Raw genomic sequence first — 21,444 nt, 5'->3', positions numbered from 1 at the left:
AAATTGTTATCGCCAACCGTGGCGAGATCGCGCTACGTATCCTGCGCGCTTGTAAAGAACTGGGCATCAAAACCGTTGCCGTTCACTCAAGTGCCGACCGCGATCTGAAACACGTTCTGCTGGCGGACGAGACCGTTTGTATCGGTCCTGCGCCTTCGGTTAAAAGCTATCTGAACATCCCGGCCATTATCTCCGCCGCCGAAATTACCGGCGCCGTGGCGATCCACCCGGGCTATGGCTTCCTGTCCGAGAACGCCGATTTTGCCGAGCAGGTAGAACGCTCTGGCTTTATTTTCATCGGCCCACGCGCCGAAACCATTCGCCTGATGGGTGACAAGGTTTCTGCCATCAGCGCGATGAAAAAAGCTGGCGTACCTTGCGTACCTGGCTCCGACGGCCCGCTGACCGATGACATGGACAAAAACCGTGCCTTCGCCAAGCGCATCGGCTATCCGGTGATCATCAAGGCTTCCGGCGGCGGCGGCGGTCGCGGCATGCGCGTTGTGCGCGGCGACAAAGATCTCGAACAATCCATCTCCATGACCAAAGCGGAAGCCAAAGCGGCTTTCAACAACGACATGGTGTATATGGAGAAGTACCTGGAAAACCCACGCCACATCGAAATTCAGGTGTTGGCAGACGGCCAGGGCAACGCCATCTATCTGGCTGAGCGTGACTGCTCCATGCAGCGCCGCCACCAGAAAGTGGTCGAAGAGGCACCAGCACCGGGGATCACTCCAGAGCTGCGCCGCTACATCGGCGAACGCTGTTCAAAAGCCTGTGTGGAAATCGGCTACCGCGGTGCGGGTACCTTTGAATTCCTGTATGAGAACGGCGAGTTCTATTTCATTGAAATGAACACCCGTATCCAGGTGGAACACCCGGTTACCGAAATGATCACCGGCGTGGATCTGATCAAAGAGCAGCTGCGTATCGCTGCCGGTCAACCGCTGTCGATTAAACAGGACGAAGTGAAGGTACAAGGCCATGCGGTGGAATGCCGTATCAACGCCGAAGACCCGAACACCTTCCTGCCAAGCCCAGGCAAGATCACCCGCTTCCACGCTCCTGGTGGTTTCGGCGTGCGTTGGGAATCTCATATCTACGCTGGCTATACCGTGCCGCCGTACTATGACTCCATGATTGGCAAGCTGATCACCTACGGTGAAAACCGTGACGTGGCGATTGCCCGCATGAAGAACGCTCTGGCTGAACTGATCATCGATGGCATCAAAACCAACGTTGAACTGCAGCAGAAGATCATGACCGACGAAAACTTCCAGCATGGTGGTACCAATATCCACTATCTGGAGAAGAAGCTGGGTCTGCAAGAAACCTGATTATCGGGTAACGATATTGGGTTAATAAAAAACACCGCATGAGAACTTCTGCGGTGTTTTTTTATTTGGGGGCTGGGGAGGAAAATTGCCCCCTCACCCTAACCTCTCTACCCTATCCAGCCTGGCGCAGATCGAGTAAATCCCATCAACCGGCCAGCCTTTGGCCGGTTTTTTTATCCCGATTGCTCACATAACGGCTTGGCAAAACCGTCCCTTGTCGTAAAATCCCCTCCTTTGCCAATCCATCACCGTAAACCCCTTGGAGGCACGGATGGAACAACGCTTTGTTCAAGCTAACCGCGAAGCACGCTGGGCACTGGGCCTGACGCTGCTTTACCTGCTGGCCTGGTCGCTGGCGGCCTATCTGCCAGACAGCAACGCCGGGATCACCGGGCTGCCGCACTGGTTCGAAATGGCCTGCCTGCTGGTACCACTGCTGTTTATTGGCCTGTGCTGGCTGATGGTACGCGGCATCTTCCGCGATATTCCCCTGGAGGATAGCGATGCAAACTGAAGTCATTCTGCCGCTGATCGCCTATCTGTTGCTGGTGTTTGGCCTGTCGGTCTATGCCTACACCCGTCGCCAGAGCGGTAACTTTCTGAGTGAATATTTCCTCGGTAACCGTTCGATGGGCGGCTTTGTGCTGGCCATGACGCTGACCGCCACCTATATCAGCGCCAGTTCGTTTATTGGTGGGCCTGGTGCTGCCTATAAGTACGGCCTCGGCTGGGTGCTGCTGGCGATGATCCAACTGCCTGCCGTGTGGCTTTCACTTGGCGTGCTGGGGAAAAAGTTTGCCATTCTGGCGCGGCGCTACAATGCCATCACGCTTAACGATATGCTGTTCGCCCGCTATCAGAGCCGCTTGCTGGTGTGGTTGGCCAGCCTGAGCCTGTTGGTCGCCTTCCTCGGGGCGATGACGGTACAGTTTATCGGTGGCGCACGCCTGCTCGAGACTGCGGCGGGTATTCCTTACGATACCGGCCTGCTGATATTTGGTATCAGTATTGCCTTGTACACCGCATTTGGTGGCTTCCGTGCCAGCGTGCTGAACGATGCTATGCAAGGGCTGGTGATGCTGCTGGGCACGATATTACTGCTGGTTGCAGTGATCCACGCGGCGGGAGGCTTGCACAGCGCGGTTGATAAGCTGCAACAGATCGATCCGGCGTTGGTCTCGCCGCAAGGCGGCGATCAGATCCTCAGCCTGCCGTTTATGGCTTCGTTCTGGATCCTGGTGTGCTTTGGCGTGATTGGCCTGCCGCACACCGCCGTGCGCTGTATCTCGTATAAAGACAGCAAAGCCGTGCACCGTGGCATTATCCTCGGCACCATCGTGGTAGCAATCCTGATGTTTGGTATGCATCTGGCTGGCGCTCTGGGCCGTGCGGTGCTGCCAGATCTGAAGATCCCCGATCAGGTGATCCCGACGTTGATGATCACCGTGCTGCCCCCGTACGCCGCAGGGATCTTCCTGGCTGCACCGATGGCGGCGATCATGTCGACCATCAATGCGCAGTTGCTGCAATCCTCCGCCACCATCATCAAAGACCTCTATCTGGGCGTACGTCCGCTGCAGATGAACAATGAGAAGATGATCAAACGCTTCTCCAGCCTGACCACGCTGATCCTCGGATTACTGGTGCTGCTGGCCGCCTGGCGCCCGCCTGAAATGATCATCTGGCTGAACCTGCTGGCGTTCGGCGGGCTGGAAGCGGTATTCCTGTGGCCGCTGGTGCTGGGCCTGTACTGGGAACGCGCCAACGCTCAGGGTGCCCTTAGCTCAATGGTCACCGGTGCGGTATGCTATACGCTATTAGCCAGCCTCGACCTGCACCTGGCCGGATTGCACCCTATTGTGCCCTCGCTGTTACTCAGCCTGTTGGCGTTTTATCTCGGTAACGTCTACGGCAAAAAGCGCCAGTTGGCGTCATCCCTACCCTCTTGAGAGAATTGTTATGCCTTGGATCCAACTAAAACTGAACACCACCGGCAGCCAGGCAGAAGACCTGAGCGATGCGTTGGTTGAAAGCGGCGCGGTGTCGGTCACCTTTCAGGACACCCACGACAACCCGGTGTTTGAACCGCTGCCGGGCGAAACCCTGCTGTGGGGCGATACCGATGTGATCGGCCTGTATGATGCCGAAACCGATATGACCGAAGTGGTCGCCATACTGGAACAGCACCCATTGTTGGGTGCCGGTTTCCGCCACAAAATCGAGCAGTTGGAAGATAAAGACTGGGAACGTGAGTGGATGGATAACTTCCACCCGATGCGTTTTGGCGAGCGCCTGTGGATTTGCCCAAGCTGGCGTGACGTGCCCGATCCTGACGCGGTAAACGTCATGCTCGACCCTGGCCTGGCGTTTGGCACTGGCACACACCCAACCACCGCACTTTGCCTGCAATGGCTCGATGGATTGGATCTGGCCGGCAAAACCGTCATCGACTTCGGTTGCGGTTCCGGCATTCTGGCGATCGCCGCGTTAAAACTCGGTGCCGCCCGCGCCATTGGCATCGATATCGATCCCCAGGCCATTCAGGCCAGCCGCGACAACGCGCAGCGTAACGGCGTTTCAGAGCGTCTGGAGCTGTATCTGCCAAAAGACCAACCTGCCGATCTGCTGGCCGATGTAGTAGTGGCGAACATTCTCGCTGGCCCGCTGCGTGAGCTGGCTCCATTAATCAGCGATCTGCCAAAATCCGGCGGCTATCTGGGCCTGTCAGGCGTATTGGCGACCCAGGCCGCCAGCGTAGCCGAAGCCTATCAGGATAAATTCAACCTCGACCCGGTGGCCGAGCGCGAAGAGTGGTGCCGCATTACCGGCCAACGCAACTAGTTACATTTTTCCCGCTTGCCAAAAACCATCGGAAATTTAATCAGTTCCGATGGTTTTTTCTTTTCCTAAGAATTGACTAATTTATCCCTACGCAAGCCAGGCGTATTCTCCTGTGCGGGGTGATGGCGGCCCGCAGCACATGAGCCTCCCACCCAGGATAATTGGTGTTTTCGTTTACAAGGATCAGGAAATGAAAGGAAAAATGTTGCTGGCCGTCCTGTTGGCCGCCAGCTTCTCGATCGGTGCCGCAGAACATGCTCATTGGGGCTATGAAGGCCAGGAAGATCCGGCGCATTGGGGCAAGCTCTCACCCGATTTTTCACTGTGTGAAACTGGTAAAAACCAGTCCCCGGTCAATATTCAAGGCGCACTGAAAACCCAGCATGGCAAGCTTGATCTCGCGTTCCAGCCGGGCAAACAGCAAATCGTCAACAACGGCCACACCATTCAGGTGAACGTCAGCGAAGGCAACACCTTGTTGTTGGATAAAGACATCTTCACGCTGCAGCAGTTCCATTTCCACTCCCCGAGCGAAAACGAGATCGACGGCAAACAGTTCCCACTGGAAGCCCACTTTGTCTACAAGGACAAAGACGGTGCCCTGGCGGTGCTGGCCCTGATGTTCCAGGAAGGTAAAGCTAACCCACAACTCGCACAGGCCTGGCAACAAATGCCTACCGCCGTTGATCAAACTGCCGTGCTTAACAAGCCGTTGGATATCAAGGCGTTGCTGCCGAAACAGTTTAACTTCTACCGCTTCAGCGGTTCACTAACGACGCCGCCCTGCTCTGAAGGGGTCAGTTGGTTGGTGCTAGATCAGCCTGTAAGCGCTTCTGCCGAACAAATCAGTCAATTCCACTCGGTAGTCCACCATAACAACAATCGTCCGGTACAGCCGCTCAACGGCCGCGTTATCGTCGATTGATTTTTGCCAGCTACCCCCGCCGCTGCCCTCACTGGGGTGGCGGTAATTCCCAGCATCATTCTGGCCGATTTGTCAAAGTATTAAGCTGACAATGTTACAAATAACCTGATGTTACGATCTGTTATTGCCAACGCATAAAGATAAAATCCTGCCGGTAGTGGAATATTTTTGCGCACGCAAATTAAGCACAATCACACAACACATTGTTAAATAAACATAATATTTTAACCAAGGGCGTATAAGCGCACTTTTATCGCCCAATAACCGTCAATTGGTTAAAGTTTGGCCTTTCATCTGAATGAAAAAATGCGTAATATACGCGCCCTTGCGGACACAGTATGGTCACTCTTTGTCTATGCGCATTGGACACCACCAGTTAACAAATTGCCTGATTGCGGCCCCGATGGCCGGCATCACAGATCGCCCATTCAGAACCCTATGTCATGCAATGGGTGCTGGGATGGCTGTATCCGAAATGCTCTCCTCCAACCCGGAGGTGTGGCGCACGGATAAGTCACGTCTGCGTATGGTACATAGCGATGAACCAGGGATCCGTTCCGTGCAGATAGCCGGATGTGATCCTGATGATATGGCCGCCGCGGCGCGCATTAATGTGGCCAGCGGTGCACAGATCATCGACATCAATATGGGGTGCCCAGCCAAGAAAGTGAACCGGAAGCTTGCAGGGTCTGCGTTACTGCAGTACCCGGATCTGGTTAGACAGATCCTCCTCGCGGTGGTTAACGCGGTGGATGTGCCGGTAACACTTAAGATCCGAACCGGCTGGGAACCAGAGAACCGTAACTGTGTAGAAATTGCCCAACTGGCCGAAGATTGTGGTATACAGGCCCTGACGATTCATGGCCGAACCCGTGCCTGCCTGTTCAACGGCAACGCGGAGTACGACAGCATTCGGGCAGTTAAGCAGAATGTCTCTATTCCGATCATCGCGAATGGCGACATTACTGACCCGCATAAAGCCAGAGCAGTGCTCGACTACACTGGGGCAGATGCCCTGATGATAGGCCGTGCTGCTCAGGGGAGACCCTGGATCTTCCGGGAAATCCAGCATTATCTGGACACTGGGGAGCTGCTGCCACCGATGCCACTTGGCGAAGTGAAGCGCTTGTTAATAGGGCATATTCGGGAATTGCACGGCTTTTACGGCCAAGGCAAGGGATTTCGGATTGCTCGAAAGCACGTCTCCTGGTACTTACAGGAGCATGCCCCTAATGACCAGTTTCGGCGCACATTCAACGCCATAGAGGATGCCAGCGAACAGCTGGAGGCGTTGGAGGCATATTTCGAAAATCTTGCGTAACAAAAAAGAGCTGACAGAACTATGTTCGAACAACGCGTAAATTCTGACGTACTGACCGTTTCAACCGTGAACTCACAGGACCAAGTGACTCAAAAGCCTCTGCGTGACTCGGTTAAGCAAGCACTGAAGAACTATTTTGCTCAACTGAACGGTCAAGACGTTAACGATCTGTATGAGCTGGTACTGGCTGAAGTTGAACAGCCACTGTTGGACATGGTGATGCAGTACACCCGTGGCAACCAAACCCGCGCAGCCCTGATGATGGGGATCAACCGCGGTACACTGCGTAAGAAACTGAAAAAATACGGCATGAACTGATAACAATCAGTTAAGATGTTGAAAAAAGGCGCTTTTACCTCATTTGGTAAGCGCCTTTTTCTTTTATCATACCGGCCTGTCAGAAACGCCAGGTGGCAGAAAGGTTGCCCGCTACCGAATCATAACCCGAACGGAACAGCTCGCTCTCTACCCCCAAGCCCAACTCCACATCTTTATTGATTTGGTAACGAACCCCGGCTTTCACCCCCAAGGAATCACGCCCAGTCACCTGATTCTTGTTGCTAAAGCTCACCGCGCGGTAGTTGGCGAAAGAGGCTTCTTGCGACACGTCGCTATCCAGCAACTCGTGATCCCAGGTGAGTTGCAGATCGGCAGCAATAGCAGCGCCCGAAGAGAGCGGCAGATCCCAACTACTGTTTACCCCAATGCTGGAGCGTAGCGAATCAAAGGTGCTAGAACCTAGCGCCAAGCGGCTACTGTCATTGCCCGTTTCCGTCACACTTGGTCGATGCAAGGTGGTGTAATGCAGTGCGGCCAACGGGCCAGCGCTCCATTGGTCATTCAGCGCCCAACGGTAGCCGCCACCAGCAGCAACAGAACCCGCCAGGCCGGTCCAACTGGCATGTTGGCTCGCCTGATAAGTCTCGACGCTTATGCTGCGATCCAAACGGCTATCTTCAATGCCAAACCGACCATTGCCGAATAGATACATCCCCGCCGGTTGATCGGCAGCGTAACGGGCCTGGATACCCAGATCGAAAGCCGTGGTTTTGCCGCTGGCGTTTTGCGGTGCTTTTGCCGTTACCGATTGCCCACTGACCGCGCCATGGAAGCCATAAACCCAGTCGCTATTCTGCTCGCTGTGCTTTTCAGCACCAAAGATTACGCCGTAGCTGCTGGCATCATAGCCAACTTGACTGCCCTGGCGCTGCTGCCAGAAACCGCCACCAAACGGTATGGCAAAACTGTGCCACTCACCTGCAACCTGCTGCCCTGGCGTGGTGGGATGAGATCCACTGACGATCCGCGTAATCTGTTGTTCACGATTAAGAGAGCTGGCGAACATCGCACTGTACGCAGCAGGCGAAAGCTGCGGCAAAGCGCTGCTGATGCCCCCACCATCGGCGGCAGAAAAGTCCAGCGTACGGTACAGTGGCTGGATGTCTGCATCTGCAACAAACACAATGTGGTCCAGCGCCTGGCCGACCTGCCGAGCATTGTTATCCAGGGCATACTGGCTGTAGGGGTTGTCAGCACGCAACATCGCGAGTTGCCAACGATCCTCTCCCTGCGGCGTTGCCTGCAAGGTCAGCGTGGGGGAACTGAGCAAAACGTTCACCGCGCGGAATTCTCCGCTGTGTGAGGTGGCTTTCAGCATCTCGCCCGAATCCAGTTGCCAGTCTGTCGCATACCAGCCTGGCTGCGGGGCGAACGTCAGTTGGCCGTTGAATTCCGCATGGCCATTAACCACCAAGGTATCGTGTCCACCACGGCCATCGACCTCTAACAACAACTGCCCATTCTCGCCCTGTTGATAGTGGCCGGTGACCTCAATTTGCCCTAGCGAATTACCTGGCGCGAGGATACCGTCATTCACAAAGCGTCCCGCCGGGTTCAAGGTATAATCGCTGTTGCCAGCCAGCGTGGAGCCCGGTGCGATAGACATGCTATAAATCTCATGCTGGCCATTCAGTGAGGTGAGCCCGCCGCGCGTGCTCAGGGCCAGGTTGCCGATCCCGAAGATATTGCCCTGATAGTTGAACCTGAAATTGGGGTCTGGTTGATCGGTTGCCTGCCCTCGCTGATCCGCCATGCGCCCAAAAGTAAACTGGGTCAGGCGTTGCTGCCCATATTCATCTAGCTGATTGTAAGCAGAGTAGATATTCCCTTCTATCTGGGCACCATTTAATAGATTGATATTGTTGACCAGCGCATTTGGCGAGATATAAATCGCCGCGCCTTTCGCAGCAACACGCCCGCTAATGTCTGCGCTGTTTATCAGTGCGCCCTTCAACTCTGGGAGTAAATCGAATTCATAGCCGAAAATATAACGCATCCAGGACCCACGATACTCCCCATCGTTACCCATCATGTTATTACCAAAGTCAAAACTGATGGCCGCGCCATTTTCCCCCAGCGCCTGAATATCACCACGTTGAATAAAGTTATGATCCTTGCCATAAGCAAACATCACCGCACGGCCATTAAGGCCATCGGCATAGACACGTGTGCCGGGTTCCACAACCAGGGTGTTATTTTGCCCGTCGATGCGGATACCGGCTCCACCGGCTCCCTCCGTTAGCAGATCCGCTTGCTGGAAGATGCGGTTATTGCTGCCGTAAACATGTAAACCCACGCCCTGTGTCGCGGTATTATATTGCCACACGATGTAGCCATCACCCTGCTCATTACGCAAAAAGTAGCCGTGTTGATTCACCAATATCTGCCCATCACCGTATAGCGAAAAGCCGAAGAAATTACGCCGATCGATCTGATACCCGATGTCTTGCAGCAGTGCCAATTCGGCTTCCATAAAGGTGGTGCGGTTGCGGTAGTACTGATGGCTCATAATGCTGTTTTTCAGCTCGATATGACTCATATAGTTATTATCAACATAGCCATCGTCATCCAGCATTTTCACCGGAACACCGGGCATAGCCCCCGCCAGCACTTCATCGACGTGTTTACCTGTGAAATACCCCTTATCGAGGCGCACATCAAAGCCTTGCGGATCCCAGGGGTTATTGCACCCCGTGCACAGTATTACCTGACCGGGCCGAGCTGGGTTGCCGTTATCGTCGCGTAGATGTGCGGTCCAGGCATTAAAAGGTATATTGGCATCAAAGAACGGGGTGTAGGGAATAATCTCTTCATAGCCAAAAGCCATACTGTAGATACCCAGCCCATGAGCCAGTTCGTGAACCGCAATGCTGGTCAGATCCACTCTTCCCGTTCTCGGTAATTGCGCAGGGACATAGGGATCCGTATCGAAATCCATTTTTCCCATGATAAATTGGGCATGGGAACCGAAGGCCAGCTTTCCAGGATCGACGCCATTGAGAGCAGCTTGCAGTTGGGTAATGCTGCCAGCACCATGGGTTATCAGGTCACTGAAACCTGCGGCGTTAACCACATCAAACGTCCCAACGTTGATGACGGCAGGCGATTGCCCTGGCTTGGGGACAATCACTTCGGCCCAGTAATGCATTGCACCCAGTATTTTTTCTTTCTGTTGCCGATTCAAATCCCAGGTCGACTCATACGGATCCGCTGGCTCCCCCATAACAGGGCCATCACCCACATCAAAGAAACGTACTTGAAATACGGCAGTATGCTTTGGGCCGTAGACCAGATAACTTTCTTCGGCGTAACTACTGTAACCAGGTAATAGACTGGTTAATGCCGCCGTTATAAGGAGCCTTTTCATCGCCACCGCCACCATCCGGAACCCGAAGAGAAAAGAGCAATTCCTCCCTTATTAATAGAGAGTCACGAATAAAAACCTGCATTTTTAATATATCGCAATACAAATTAAGCGTTATTAGCCCATTAACCCGCACACCGACCTTCCCAGGCCGATTTGATTGATTAAATGATTTAATAAGGATCATGCCGCTAGCCAACGCCTAAAGTGTGCCTGTTATAGTGTGGGCGATAATGGGGATTTTTTCCTGCCCTGCTCAGTTCTTAGAAAAAAATTGTGCTGGATGGAGAAAACGGCTCCCGCCCATACCTCAGAATACAGCAAAAAATCCGATGGGGATCTTCGCCCCCCCCACTCTCCCCCCATGCTTTATGTGGTATAATCCTAGATACGAGAGCCCCTTCGCTCGCGAGCAGCCGTCCTTCCGAAGCCTGATAGCAATGCGAACCGCCCTTCGAATGTAAAAGTTTAGTCAATGGCTAAACGATCGTCATGACTGGGTGTCAGAGTACGGTATCGCTATTGAGTCGCTTCTTAATGCGCTACAGATTTCTACCCCATTTCGCATACAGAGTTAATATGAAGCGTCCACAAACTTTTAAACGTGCATTACTGCACCCGCGCTACTGGCTGACCTGGTTTGGCTTGGCAGTCCTGTTCCTGTTAGTTCAGCTACCCTACCCCGTGCTGCACAAGCTCGGCGGATGGATGGGCCGCACGTCAATGCGCTTCCTGAAACGCCGCGTGTCGATCACCCGCCGCAATCTTGAACTGTGCTTCCCAGAGATGGATGAGGCGCAGCGCGAACGTCAAATTATCGGTAACTTCGAATCCCTCGGCATGGGCCTGCTGGAAACCGGCATGGCCTGGTTCTGGTCAGATAAACGCGTAAAGCGCTGGTTCAACGTGACCGGCATCAACCACCTGAAGCAAGCCCAGCAAAATGGCCGTGGCGTGCTGGTGATTGGGGTGCATTTCATGTCTCTGGAGTTGGGCGGCCGGGCGATGGGCCTGTGTCAGCCGATGATGGCCATGTATCGCCCACACAACAACAAGGCGATGGAATGGGCACAGACCAAAGGCCGCATGCGCTCCAACAAAGCCATGCTGGATCGCAAAGATCTGCGCGGCATGGTGCAAGCCCTGAAGCGGGGCGAAGCCGTATGGTTTGCTCCCGATCAGGATTACGGCCCACGTGGCAGCGTATTTGCCCCGTTGTTCGCCGTCGATCAGGCCGCCACCACCAGCGGTACTTTTATGCTGGCCCGCATGGCCAAACCGGCGCTGGTACCGGTCGTGCTGATCCGCCGCCCGAAAGGCTGTGGCTACGATCTGCTGATCCAGCCGGCGTTAGAGGACTACCCAATCGACGATGAAGTGGCCGCTGCCGCCTACATGAATAAAGTGGTAGAGAAAGAGATCATGCGTGCTCCAGAGCAATATCTGTGGTTGCACCGCCGCTTCAAAACGCGTCCGGCGGGTTCACCTTCGCTGTATTAAACTCTCTGTCTGGGATGTGATGTTTGTCAGTCAAGATCGGCAATCCCCCCTCACCCCAACCCTCTCCCACAGGGAGAGGGAGCTTTACAGAGTCGAAATCAGGTACAGGAGCCAATCTGTAGCACACTCTCAATCCCTCGCACATTTTGTGCTCTCCTTTGAAAAAGTCACAGACCCGTTTTTAACTCTGCTGTAACATCCTTTTTTACCCGCTCAGGAAAAGAAACGATGAAAATGCAGGTTCGTCTTGCTCTGATTGGTGATTACCGCAGCGAAGCCGTTGCCCATCAGGCCATCCCCGTCGCTCTCCAACTTATCGCTTCACACCTCGATATTGATATCCAATCCCAGTGGCTCCCCACCGAAACCCTGACCGGTGTCTCTGCCCTGCAGGATTATGATGCTATCTGGGTGGTCCCTGGCAGCCCTTATCGCAACGATGACGGCGTCTTTATGACCCTCCGCCATGCCCGCGAGCAGAACATCCCCTTGCTGGGATCTTGCGGCGGGTTTCAATATGCGGTGGTGGAATATGCACGCAATGTGATGGGTTGGCATGATGCCGGTCATGCAGAGACCGACAGCGGGGGCCGCTTGGTGATCGCACCACTGAGCTGTTCACTGGTTGAGAAAAACGGCACCATTCTGTTTCAGCCAAATACGCTGATCGCTCGAGCCTATGGCAAGCTGGAGACTCACGAAGGCTATCACTGTAACTTTGGGGTTAACCCTGAATTTGTGACGGATCTGGAGCAGCACCCGCTGATCATCAGTGGGCATGATATTGAAGGCGATGTCCGCTCGGTGGAACTGCCGGGGCACCGTTTTTATGCCGCTACCCTGTTCCAGTCGGAACGTGCAGCGTTACGTGGGGAACTTTCCCCGTTGATTGTGGCCCTGATCCAGGCCGCTCGTTAATCCTTGCCAGAGGCTAATCTGGCACCAGGACAGCGACCTCTCCCACAGCACCCAGGCCTATTACCTGCTACCGCGTAGTCTTAGGTCTCCCCCTCACCCCTCTCATTTAGTGAGAGGGAGCCGATTCGGAGTTGCCATCAGGTAGCAGAATCAATCTGTGGCTCGTAAAATTTTCCACCTTCCGTTGCTCAACGGCCACCAAATTCAGGTCACAATCGCCTGCTATACTTCGGCTAATGCTCACAAAAAATCACTAAAAAGCCGCTGACTTACTCTTGCGACCAACGAAAGAGACAGCATGCCCCTTATTCATCCGGATGGAAAAGATATGCCGCGGAAATCCCTCCAGAGTATCGCCCCTGGCCTGATGAACCTGCTTGCTTACGAGCGCAGCTGGTTGAAACCCGATATCCGCGCTGGCCTCTCGGTGGCGGCAGTGGCATTACCTGTGGCGATTGCCTACGCCGAGTTGGCTGGCGTGAGCGCTATCGTCGGGCTTTACTCCTGCATTCTACCGATGATCGCCTACGCCATTTTTGGCTCATCGCGTCAGCTGATCGTCGGACCTGATGCCGCCACCTGCGCCGTCATCGCCGCAGTGGTCACTCCGCTAGCGGCTGGCCATACCGAACTGCACTGGCAATTAACCATCGTGATGACCCTGATGATGGGAACTTGGTGCCTGATTGCCAGCCGCTTCAAGCTGGGAGCCATTGCGGACCTGCTATCACGCCCGATCCTCAATGGGTTGCTCAACGGCGTGGCACTTACGATTATCGTCAACCAAATCAGCAAGGTATTCGGCTTTACCTCGCCCTCCAGCGAGCTGATTGAACGTATTTACGCGCTGCCGGTTAACTTGCTCAACAGCCATTGGCCCACGGTGCTTATGTCACTGCTGACGCTGCTGATCCTGCTTGGCGTCCATTATTACCGGCCTAATTGGCCCGCACCGCTGTTCGCCGTGGTACTGACGACGGCGTTGACCTGGGCGGCGAATTTGCCACGCTTTGGAATTGAAACGGTTGGGGGCTATACCGGTTGCGGTTTGCCTATGGTGTCATGGCCTGATTTTAAACCCGGGCTGCTGCGCGATCTGGTGATCCCGGCGCTGAACCTGGCCGTAGTCAGCTTTGTCAGCATGATGCTGACCACTAGGAGCTTTGCGGCAAAAAATGGCTACGACGTTGACGCCGACAGTGAGTTTCGTGCGCTGGGGCTGGTGAATATCGTCTCTGGGCTTTCGCAGGGATTCGCCATCAGCGGTGCCAACTCCCGTACCGCCGTTAACGATGCCAACGGCGGCAAGAGCCAACTGGTCTCGGTGATTGCCGCGCTGGCAATCGCTATGGTGGTAGCGTTTTTTAGCGAGCCGCTGCAGTTTATCCCCATCCCGGTTCTTGGCGTGGTGCTGATTTACGCCTCTTGGTCACTGTTAGATATGCGCAGTATTTTCCGGCTGCGTAAACGCAATCGCTCTGCGTTCTATCTGGCGCTGTTTACTTTCTTGAGTGTTCTGCTGGTGGGGATCATTCCTGGCATTGGGCTGGCGGTGCTGCTGGGCCTGTTGCAATTTCTACAGACGGTTTTCCGGCCAACCGAGCAGCTACTGGGGGTTAATTCTGACGGAATGATCCATTCGATAGGTAAGAGTAACGGAGTCGAGCCGGTCGATGGCGTCATTATGTACCGCTTTAACTCGCCGTTGACCTATTTCAACGTCGCCTATTTCAAGCGGCGGATCGCCACGCTGGTAGATGCCTCCCCCGGCCAGCCGCGCTGGGTGGTCATTGATGCAGTCGCCAGCTTCACCCATGCGGATATTAGCGTGTTAGCCGCTGTCGAGGAATTGAAGCGGGATCTGCAACTGCGGGGGATCGGCCTGGTGCTCGCAGGGCGACGTACCGAACTGACACGCTGGTTTCGTCTGGATCGGGCCGACGGTAAAGAACGTAAATTGATCCTGGTTCCCGACCTGTATCTGGCGTTGAAGTTGATTCAAAGCAAGGAGAGTAAGGCGCAAGGGGATCGAGATGCCGAAGCCTTGGCTGAGTAAGATAAGGGCCGCATAGCGGCCCCCGTAAAGATGTGCTTAGCCTTCTCGCTCCACCAGCAAGGCTTCCAGCAGGTCGAGATCGTGCAGCAGTTTTTGCAGCGTCTCATTGCTGATTTTTTGCGTGGCACGCAGGTGATAAAGCTCACCACGCTCCGCCCGCAAGGCGGTCAATCGGAAACGCCGCTCGAGGTTTTCCAACACCAGCGCGTTTTCAATATCGTCTTTACTGGCAATGCGCCGCCGCAACATCCCAGTCACCCTGGAACTGACCTCTTTCAGCAGTTGCGGATCGAGGTTTTCCTCGGTGTCTGCTGCCAGCCGTTCTTCCATCTTGTTGATGCTTTCGATCGCCACTTCGGCTGCCATAGCAATCGCCATGCGCTCTTCGGTCTTACTGACGCTCTTGTCCGCCACGTGCACCCCGCGCAGCAATAACGGCAAGGCCAGTACGCCGACAATCAACGACAGCAAGATCACCCCAGTGGCGATAAACACCAGTTGATAGCGCGCTGGGAAGGCGGTGCCGTCGCTAAGTAACAGCGGGATGGAGAGCACGCCAGCCAGCGTAATCGCCCCACGAACGCCAGCGAAAGAAGCGACCCACAGCTCACGCATGCTGTACTCGCCAAATTGCAGTGGACGCTTTTTCATAAAGCGGTTGCTGGCCTTTTTCATCACCCACAACCAACTGAAACGCAGCACCAGCAGTGCGGCGTAGATAATCGCCACGTCGGTGAACAGGTACCAGGTCTCGATAGTCGGGTCTAGCTCCGCCTGCACAATCGAGGTTTCCAAAATCCCCGGCAGTTGCAGCCCCAACAGGATGAACACCATGCCGTTGAACACAAACTCCAGCATTGCCCAGACGCTGTTGGCACGCAAACGCATGGCCAACGGGGCGTTGCGGATCACGCCAGACTGGCTGATCGTCATCCCCGCCGCGACGGCAGCCAGAATGCCAGACACGCCGATATGTTCGGCAATCAGATAGGAGGCAAAGGGTAACAGCAGCAGCAACACAATCTGCGTGGCCGGATCGTCTCCGCTCCAACGGCTCATCACGCGCAGCGACTTACTGTAGGTCCAGGTCACCGCTACACCGGCGAGCAGGCCACCAATCGCCACCTTCAGAAACTCCATGGAGGCACCACCGACGGTGAACACCATGGTGCCCATCGCCACCGCGATGGCAAATTTTAACGATACCAGGCCGGAAGCGTCATTCATCAACGCCTCCCCTTCCAGCACGCCCATGATGCTTCTGGGGATGCGCCCTTTGCCGACAATACCACCCAGTGCCACAGCATCGGTAGGTGACAACACCGCCGCCAGCGCAAACGCAGCAACCAACGGAATACCCGGTACCATCATGTAAATGAGATACCCCACTCCGACAACGGTGATCAACACCAGCACCAATGCCAGCCCCAGGATCTCACGCCCGTGGTGCAGGAATTCGCGTGTCGGTGTTTTCCAACCGTCGGCAAACAGCAATGGCGGAATAAACAGCACTAAAAACAGCTCAGGGTCAAAATCAACGTGCAGCCCGAAATTCGGCCAGGCTAACAGGGCCCCAATGGCAATTTGCATCAAGGGTAACGGGATCTGGAACGGTAACATACGTGTTACCACCCCTGACAGGGAGACCACCAGGATCAAGATGAGGATTGTAAAAAAGATTTCCATGCTTTCCTTAGACTCTAAAGTTCAGACCACCAAAGTACGCTGGCAAAAGTATCTGGATAGTAGATCACTTTTTTTCACAGGATTAAAGCTTGTTGTGCTTTTCAACTCACGTTGCAGAGAATAAGAAGAATTGTCTGAAGAGGGTAAAACAGCGGGGCAGCAAACCAGCCCCGCTGAGGAAAGACTTAAATTGCCCAACCACCCGCATAGAATGCAACCAGCGCTACCGCAATTAACACGGTACCCATGTTCAGCCTACGCCATTCACCAGAGAACACACGGCCAATCACCAGCGAACTGAAGCCCAGCATGATGCCGGTCACGATGTTACAGGTTAGCACGATAAACACCGCGCACAGCAAACCGGCCATCGCGTCAACAAAGTCGTCGAAATCCAGCTTGGTGACGTTGCTCAGCATCAGCAGGCCAACGTACATCAGCGCTGGAGCTGTGGCATACACTGGCACCAGATAGGACAGCGGTGACAGGAACAGAATTAACAGGAACAACAGCCCTACCACGGTGGCCGTCAGGCCGGTTTTACCGCCCGCCGCCGTACCCGCGGCAGATTCGATATAAACCGCAGCAGGTGCAGCCCCAACCAGCCCGGAGAAGATGCTGCTCAGGGAATCAGAGGTCAGCGCTTTGCCACCGTTAATGATCTGGCCATCTTTATCCAGCAGGTTGGCCTGCCCGGCGACCGCACGGATGGTGCCCGTAGCGTCAAACACCGCGGTCATTACCAATGCCAACACGCTTGGCAGCACTACAGGCTGTAAGGCCCCCATGATATCCAGGCTGAAGATCAACGATTTACCGTCAGGCCCCGCCAGACTGGGCATGGCGAACAGCCCTTGATATTTCACCGCCGGGTCGAAAATCAGACCAATCACCGAAATGGCAATAATGACCAGCAGGATACCGCCAGGTACGCGCAGTTTTTCCAGGCCGAAGATCACCGCCAACCCGATTAACGTCATCACCACCGGAAACGAGGTAAATGCCCCCAGCGCCACTGGCAAACCATCCAGCGGATTTTTCACCACCAGGCCGACACCGTTAGCCGCGATCAGCAGCAGGAACAGGCCGATACCAATACCGGTGCCGTGCGCCACGCCCATTGGCAGGTTACGCAGGATCCAGGAGCGGATACCGGTTATCGAGATGATGGTAAACAGGATCCCCATCAGGAATACGGCGCCCAACGCCACGGGAATACTGATCTGCTGGCCCAGCACCAGACTAAAGGCGGTGAACGCCGTCAGTGAAATAGCACAACCAATCGCCATCGGCAGGTTGGCCCACAATCCCATCAGCAACGACCCCAAACCGGCAACCAGGCAGGTGGCAACGAACACCGCAGTCGGTGGGAAACCGGCTTTACCCAGCATGCTGGGAACCACGATCACCGAGTAGACCATCGCCAGGAAGGTGGTTAACCCTGCCACCACTTCCTGGCGCACGTTAGTACCCCGTGCTGTAAGTTTAAAATACGCATCAAGCCCGCCTTTGGGTGTCACGGCGTTATTTGCTTGAGAATTCGACATGTTGCTGTCCCCTGTTTTTCATTGCTGCCAGCCTGGATGAAAAGGCTTGTTATCCCACTGATGCATGGTCATGACGAAACCGTTTCCGTCACGTTCGCTTCCTTACCCTTCAGGTACGCGGCGTGTAAAAGGCAAACGTTTAACTCTCATCGCATGCAGCGGGTGATTTATGGTGGTCTAGTCCCCAAAATCCCAAGCGCTACTGGGCGGGATTTTCAAGGCAAACGATTATCTAGCCTTCTATGCCGTCCGATCAACTAAAGATCGCGACAATTTATGCGAAAAAGCATTAGCGGCTATCATTGTTGCAGGTGTGAGGTTTATCACATGATGGATTGAGAGGGAGAGCGCCCCGATCGGCCAGGGCGGACAGTTTATTACGCCTCGAGTGCGGGCTCATCCATGTACATCAGTTCCCAGATATGACCATCCAAATCCTGGAAGCCATGGCCGTACATATTGCAGTGTTCCTGTGGCTGATTATAGGTATTGCCACCGGCGGCAATAGCTTTGCGAACCAACGCATCTACCGCGGCACGACTGGGTTGCGACAGGCAAATCAGCACTTCCGTCGCTTTGTTGGCATCGCTGACGGGATTGGGGGTAAACAGTTGGAATTTCTCGTGGGTCAGCAACATCACGTAAATACTCTCACTCACAACCATGCAGGCGGCGGTGTCATCGGTAAACTGCGGGTTGAAGATAAACCCCAGTTGGCGGAAGAATTCGATAGAAGCGGGCAAATTGCTGACGGGCAGGTTAACAAAAATTTGCGTAGCCATGGGCTACCTCCTATGCAAGTTATCCTATCGAGTATAGCTCAAGCCTTCAACCCAGCACGTTGAACGGTCCACCTTGTTCCAGCGCCCGCTGATACGCAGGGCGCGCGTGAATGCGTTGCAGATAGTCCTGCAGTTTCGGGCTACCCTCCAGCCCGCCTCGCCCAGCTAGCGCCTCCACCGGGAAACTCATCTGGATATCCGCAGCGCTAAATTCATTGCCCACAAACCAGGTGCTTTTATTCAGGTGTTGCTCCAGATAGTCGCGATGCGTCGCAATCTGCTTATCCAGATACTCTTTCTGTACCCCTTTACCGATTGCCCCGGCAATTGGGCGCATTACCCATGGGATTGGCGGGTGACCTAAGCGGCTGAACACCAGTTTCATGACCAACAGCGGCATCAACGATCCCTCTGCATAGTGCAACCAATAGCGATACTCCTGGCGGGCGTGGAAATCCGTGGGGGTGAATAACCCTTGTGCGTCATAGGCCTCCTGCAGGTATTCAATAATTGCGCCCGACTCCGCCAGCGTCAGATCGCCATCAACCACTACTGGTGATTTACCCAATGGATGGATCTTTTTCAATTCGGGCGGTGCCAGCATGGTGGTTTTATCGCGTTGATAACGCAAAACCTGATAGGGAACACCGAGTTCCTCCAGGAACCATAAGATGCGCTGCGAACGCGAGTTGTTCAGGTGATGTACGATAATCATGGGTTTTCTCCCTCGACGGCCTGGAGCCGTTGCCACACCAATTCACCAATTTGCACGCTGTTACCCAGTTGCAATGGTACGGTGCGTAATGTGAGTTTATCGTCAGTGAAACTGTAGAAGCGGATCTGCTGGCTACCCAGCCAGTTGGGGAATGAACAGCCCTCGACCTGATGAATGACACACTGTTTATCTTCATCAATCCGATAGCGGCCAAAGTAACAAAGCATATTTATAAAGGCGATGCGGATCTCTCTATCACTACCCTGCACCAAATCCTCTGAGGCAAACCTTGGCCGCGTTGCGCTATAGAGCTGCGCAGCCATAGTGCCGTTGGCCTCATAGTTGATCCGCCCCAACACCTGCTCGCCCAAAGGATGATGTATTGCCCCATCCTCCCCTTTGAATACGGAAGAAACCAGCGCCCAACTGCCAATAAACCGGTCTGCCATCATCACATACACTCCTTAAACGCCCTGGTTAAAAGGTAGTTGTGATTTCAACTATCGCCAACCCTTCTACTAATTCAGTTTATTTGACAAATACACTCAAAACTCTCCGATTTTCCATTCCGTCCAAGTGGCCTATCATTCAACACATCGAGAGAAAACGGCCTCTCACCTAACAAAACCCCTGAGGAATGAATCATGAAAAGCATCAAAATTTTTGCTACCGCTGTACTGTTAACTTCCGCTTCTTTCGCCAGCATTGCCGCTGACCAAGTCACCAGCCAACCGGCCGCCGACGCACAAAAAATCGGTGTGGTTTCCGTAAACGGTGCCAGCAACCTGAGCGCCCTGGAAGCCGAACTGGCAAGCAAAGCCGCCGCATCCGGTGCCAACTCTTACCGCATCGTTTCTGCCGGTGGCCAGAACAAGCTGTACGGCACAGCAGAAATCTTTAACTAATCGTCAGATTACGAGCCCCGCAAGGGGCTTTTCGCGTTTTAGCGGGCGACAAAACCCAGACTCACCAAACTGCTCTATAATTTACCAGCCAACCGGCACTTCCCCGATAGAGCCCTGCTCACGGCATGCTCTGGCAATTCCCAGCCCACGCTTTCCCGATACTGCTTTTGCTATTCAATAACCTTCACGACTTCTGGAGAAATATCATGTCAGTAACGCAATTTCTGTCAGGTAGAGTAGCTTTTGTCCAGGGTGGTTCACGCGGTATCGGTGCCGCCATCGTTAAACGCCTGGCACGTGAAGGCGCAACCGTCGCTTTCACTTACGTCTCCTCCCCCGATAAAGCCGATGAGGTGGTCGCAGCCATTACGACCGCTGGCGGTCAAGCCATCGCCATTCGTGCCGACAGTGCTGACGCAGAGGCCTTGCAACAGGCGATACGCCAGACGGTAAATAGCTTCGGTAAGCTGGATATTCTGGTGAACAACGCGGGCGTGCTGGCCATGGGCAGTCTGGAGGAATTGTCGTTAGCGGATCTGGATCGCACACTGGCCGTTAACGTCCGTAGCGTGTTTGTCGCTAGCCAGGAGGCCGCGCGCCATATGAACGACAACGGCCGCATTATCAATATCGGCAGCACCAACGCCGAGCGCATGCCGTTTGCCGGCGGGGCGATCTACGCCATGAGCAAGTCGGCGCTGGTCGGTTTAACCAAGGGCATGGCTCGCGATCTGGGTTCCCGCGGCATTACCGTCAATAACGTCCAGCCCGGCCCGGTAGATACCGATATGAACCCGGCGGATGGCGACTTTGCCGAACTGATGAAAACCATGATGGCCATTGGCCGCTATGGCAAAGATGAAGAGATCGCCAGCTTTGTGGCTTATCTTGCGGGGCCAGAGGCGGGTTATATCACCGGTGCCAGCCTGATGATTGACGGTGGCTTCTCGGCGTAATGCCCTCTAAAGCAAAAAAGCCCCAAAAAGGGGCTTTTCGTTTTGAACCTGAGGGCAATCAGAACGGAATATCGTCGTCAAAGTCCATTGGCGGTTCGTTGCTGGCCGCTGGTGCGCTGTTTTGCGCTGGGCGAGCCTGCTGCTGTTGACCACCGCTGAACTGGTTGCCACCCTGTGGCTGCTGAGGTTGACCCCAACCGCCCTGCTGGCCACCCGCTGGAGCGCCGCCGCCTGCTGGAGCACCACCAC

18 protein-coding genes and 1 pseudogene are annotated in these 21,444 nt (G+C 54.5%); 12 read left to right on the top strand and 7 right to left on the bottom strand.

The window, feature by feature from the left end:
- Positions 1–2 precede the first annotated feature (2 nt).
- From accC to fis, 7 genes are all read left to right on the top strand, one after another.
- On the top strand, positions 3–1,340 hold the full coding sequence (gene accC, locus ACLQ7H_RS08060) for an acetyl-CoA carboxylase biotin carboxylase subunit (protein WP_411752214.1): 1,338 nt from the start codon (positions 3–5) through the stop codon (positions 1,338–1,340).
- 271 nt (positions 1,341–1,611) lie between these two features.
- Positions 1,612–1,854: a YhdT family protein gene (locus tag ACLQ7H_RS08055; protein ID WP_024486310.1), complete on the top strand. Its 243-nt coding sequence runs from the start codon at positions 1,612–1,614 to the stop codon at positions 1,852–1,854.
- A complete protein-coding gene (gene panF / locus ACLQ7H_RS08050; RefSeq protein ID WP_411752213.1) occupies positions 1,844–3,289 on the top strand; it encodes a sodium/pantothenate symporter in 1,446 nt (481 codons plus the stop codon). Before ACLQ7H_RS08055 ends, panF begins: the two co-directional genes overlap by 11 nt.
- Before the next feature lie 10 nt (positions 3,290–3,299).
- Complete coding sequence (gene prmA / locus ACLQ7H_RS08045; protein ID WP_411752212.1) at positions 3,300–4,181, top strand: 50S ribosomal protein L11 methyltransferase; 882 nt, start codon at positions 3,300–3,302, stop codon at positions 4,179–4,181.
- Between the two features lie 190 nt (positions 4,182–4,371).
- On the top strand, positions 4,372–5,106 hold the full coding sequence (locus tag ACLQ7H_RS08040; protein ID WP_411752211.1) for a carbonic anhydrase: 735 nt from the start codon (positions 4,372–4,374) through the stop codon (positions 5,104–5,106).
- A 355-nt stretch (positions 5,107–5,461) separates the two neighbouring features.
- Entirely contained in the window at positions 5,462–6,427 is a 966-nt protein-coding gene (gene dusB / locus ACLQ7H_RS08035) for a tRNA dihydrouridine synthase DusB (protein ID WP_037411678.1), read from the top strand.
- A gap of 21 nt (positions 6,428–6,448) precedes the next feature.
- Positions 6,449–6,745 (top strand): DNA-binding transcriptional regulator Fis, encoded by a 297-nt coding sequence (fis, locus tag ACLQ7H_RS08030; RefSeq protein ID WP_000462905.1) that lies wholly within the window; start codon positions 6,449–6,451, stop codon positions 6,743–6,745.
- A 79-nt stretch (positions 6,746–6,824) separates the two neighbouring features.
- Here fis and ACLQ7H_RS08025 read toward each other — a convergent pair whose 3' ends face one another.
- Positions 6,825–10,133 carry an autotransporter domain-containing protein gene (locus ACLQ7H_RS08025; protein WP_411752210.1) on the bottom strand — a complete coding sequence of 1,103 codons (3,309 nt, stop codon included), beginning with the start codon at positions 10,131–10,133 and terminating at the stop codon, positions 6,825–6,827.
- Positions 10,134–10,709: 576 nt separating this feature from the next.
- Here ACLQ7H_RS08025 and lpxP point away from each other — a divergent pair.
- The 3 genes from lpxP (at position 10,710) to ACLQ7H_RS08010 (ending at position 14,604) form a co-directional block, all read left to right on the top strand.
- Positions 10,710–11,630, top strand: a complete 921-nt coding sequence (gene lpxP, locus ACLQ7H_RS08020) for a kdo(2)-lipid IV(A) palmitoleoyltransferase (protein ID WP_411752209.1) — start codon at positions 10,710–10,712, stop codon at positions 11,628–11,630.
- A gap of 228 nt (positions 11,631–11,858) precedes the next feature.
- A complete protein-coding gene (locus ACLQ7H_RS08015) occupies positions 11,859–12,548 on the top strand; it encodes a CTP synthase (protein WP_411752208.1) in 690 nt (229 codons plus the stop codon).
- Positions 12,549–12,876: 328 nt separating this feature from the next.
- The gene (locus tag ACLQ7H_RS08010; protein ID WP_411752207.1) at positions 12,877–14,604 is read left to right on the top strand and encodes a SulP family inorganic anion transporter; all 1,728 of its coding nucleotides are present in this window, start codon (positions 12,877–12,879) and stop codon (positions 14,602–14,604) included.
- Positions 14,605–14,640: 36 nt separating this feature from the next.
- Here the strand turns inward: ACLQ7H_RS08010 and ACLQ7H_RS08005 are convergent, their stop codons facing one another.
- The 5 genes from ACLQ7H_RS08005 to ACLQ7H_RS07985 form a co-directional block, all read right to left on the bottom strand.
- A complete protein-coding gene (locus tag ACLQ7H_RS08005) occupies positions 14,641–16,290 on the bottom strand; it encodes a Na+/H+ antiporter (protein WP_411752206.1) in 1,650 nt (549 codons plus the stop codon).
- A 185-nt stretch (positions 16,291–16,475) separates the two neighbouring features.
- Positions 16,476–17,837 (bottom strand): NCS2 family permease, encoded by a 1,362-nt coding sequence (locus ACLQ7H_RS08000; RefSeq protein ID WP_411752205.1) that lies wholly within the window; start codon positions 17,835–17,837, stop codon positions 16,476–16,478.
- A 377-nt stretch (positions 17,838–18,214) separates the two neighbouring features.
- The gene (locus tag ACLQ7H_RS07995; protein WP_411752204.1) at positions 18,215–18,619 is read right to left on the bottom strand and encodes a VOC family protein; all 405 of its coding nucleotides are present in this window, start codon (positions 18,617–18,619) and stop codon (positions 18,215–18,217) included.
- A gap of 46 nt (positions 18,620–18,665) precedes the next feature.
- Positions 18,666–19,334, bottom strand: coding sequence for a glutathione S-transferase family protein (locus ACLQ7H_RS07990; protein WP_411752203.1), 669 nt, complete (start codon positions 19,332–19,334; stop codon positions 18,666–18,668).
- Positions 19,331–19,786: a lipocalin-like domain-containing protein gene (locus ACLQ7H_RS07985; RefSeq protein WP_411752202.1), complete on the bottom strand. Its 456-nt coding sequence runs from the start codon at positions 19,784–19,786 to the stop codon at positions 19,331–19,333. Before ACLQ7H_RS07985 ends, ACLQ7H_RS07990 begins: the two co-directional genes overlap by 4 nt.
- Positions 19,787–19,978: 192 nt before the next feature.
- Between ACLQ7H_RS07985 and bhsA the strand changes: the two genes are divergently transcribed.
- Positions 19,979–20,239: a multiple stress resistance protein BhsA gene (gene bhsA, locus ACLQ7H_RS07980; protein WP_411752201.1), complete on the top strand. Its 261-nt coding sequence runs from the start codon at positions 19,979–19,981 to the stop codon at positions 20,237–20,239.
- A 206-nt stretch (positions 20,240–20,445) separates the two neighbouring features.
- Complete coding sequence (locus ACLQ7H_RS07975) at positions 20,446–21,195, top strand: 3-oxoacyl-ACP reductase family protein (protein WP_411752200.1); 750 nt, start codon at positions 20,446–20,448, stop codon at positions 21,193–21,195.
- A gap of 58 nt (positions 21,196–21,253) precedes the next feature.
- Here the strand turns inward: ACLQ7H_RS07975 and ACLQ7H_RS07970 are convergent.
- Positions 21,254–21,444: pseudogene (locus ACLQ7H_RS07970) on the bottom strand (ssDNA-binding protein); the annotation flags it as partial.

The sequence above is a fragment of the Serratia sp. (in: enterobacteria) genome (assembly GCF_046715635.1).
Classification (GTDB): domain Bacteria; phylum Pseudomonadota; class Gammaproteobacteria; order Enterobacterales; family Enterobacteriaceae; genus Chania.
This window is presented reverse-complemented; position numbering and strand designations above follow the sequence as displayed.

Excerpts from the sequence above, each read along its gene's own strand:
- bhsA (WP_411752201.1), top strand. The coding sequence starts at position 19,979 with ATGAAAAGCATCAAAATTTTTGCTACCGCTGTACTGTTAACTTCCGCT.
- ACLQ7H_RS08025 (WP_411752210.1), bottom strand. The coding sequence starts at position 10,133 with ATGAAAAGGCTCCTTATAACGGCGGCATTAACCAGTCTATTACCTGGT.
- ACLQ7H_RS07985 (WP_411752202.1), bottom strand. The coding sequence starts at position 19,786 with ATGATGGCAGACCGGTTTATTGGCAGTTGGGCGCTGGTTTCTTCCGTA.
- dusB (WP_037411678.1), top strand. The coding sequence starts at position 5,462 with ATGCGCATTGGACACCACCAGTTAACAAATTGCCTGATTGCGGCCCCG.
- ACLQ7H_RS08005 (WP_411752206.1), bottom strand. The coding sequence starts at position 16,290 with ATGGAAATCTTTTTTACAATCCTCATCTTGATCCTGGTGGTCTCCCTG.
- ACLQ7H_RS07990 (WP_411752203.1), bottom strand. The coding sequence starts at position 19,334 with ATGATTATCGTACATCACCTGAACAACTCGCGTTCGCAGCGCATCTTA.
- lpxP (WP_411752209.1), top strand. The coding sequence starts at position 10,710 with ATGAAGCGTCCACAAACTTTTAAACGTGCATTACTGCACCCGCGCTAC.
- ACLQ7H_RS07995 (WP_411752204.1), bottom strand. The coding sequence starts at position 18,619 with ATGGCTACGCAAATTTTTGTTAACCTGCCCGTCAGCAATTTGCCCGCT.
- fis (WP_000462905.1), top strand. The coding sequence starts at position 6,449 with ATGTTCGAACAACGCGTAAATTCTGACGTACTGACCGTTTCAACCGTG.
- ACLQ7H_RS08000 (WP_411752205.1), bottom strand. The coding sequence starts at position 17,837 with ATGTCGAATTCTCAAGCAAATAACGCCGTGACACCCAAAGGCGGGCTT.
- panF (WP_411752213.1), top strand. The coding sequence starts at position 1,844 with ATGCAAACTGAAGTCATTCTGCCGCTGATCGCCTATCTGTTGCTGGTG.
- ACLQ7H_RS08055 (WP_024486310.1), top strand. The coding sequence starts at position 1,612 with ATGGAACAACGCTTTGTTCAAGCTAACCGCGAAGCACGCTGGGCACTG.
- ACLQ7H_RS08040 (WP_411752211.1), top strand. The coding sequence starts at position 4,372 with ATGAAAGGAAAAATGTTGCTGGCCGTCCTGTTGGCCGCCAGCTTCTCG.
- ACLQ7H_RS08010 (WP_411752207.1), top strand. The coding sequence starts at position 12,877 with ATGCCGCGGAAATCCCTCCAGAGTATCGCCCCTGGCCTGATGAACCTG.
- ACLQ7H_RS08015 (WP_411752208.1), top strand. The coding sequence starts at position 11,859 with ATGAAAATGCAGGTTCGTCTTGCTCTGATTGGTGATTACCGCAGCGAA.
- ACLQ7H_RS07975 (WP_411752200.1), top strand. The coding sequence starts at position 20,446 with ATGTCAGTAACGCAATTTCTGTCAGGTAGAGTAGCTTTTGTCCAGGGT.
- prmA (WP_411752212.1), top strand. The coding sequence starts at position 3,300 with ATGCCTTGGATCCAACTAAAACTGAACACCACCGGCAGCCAGGCAGAA.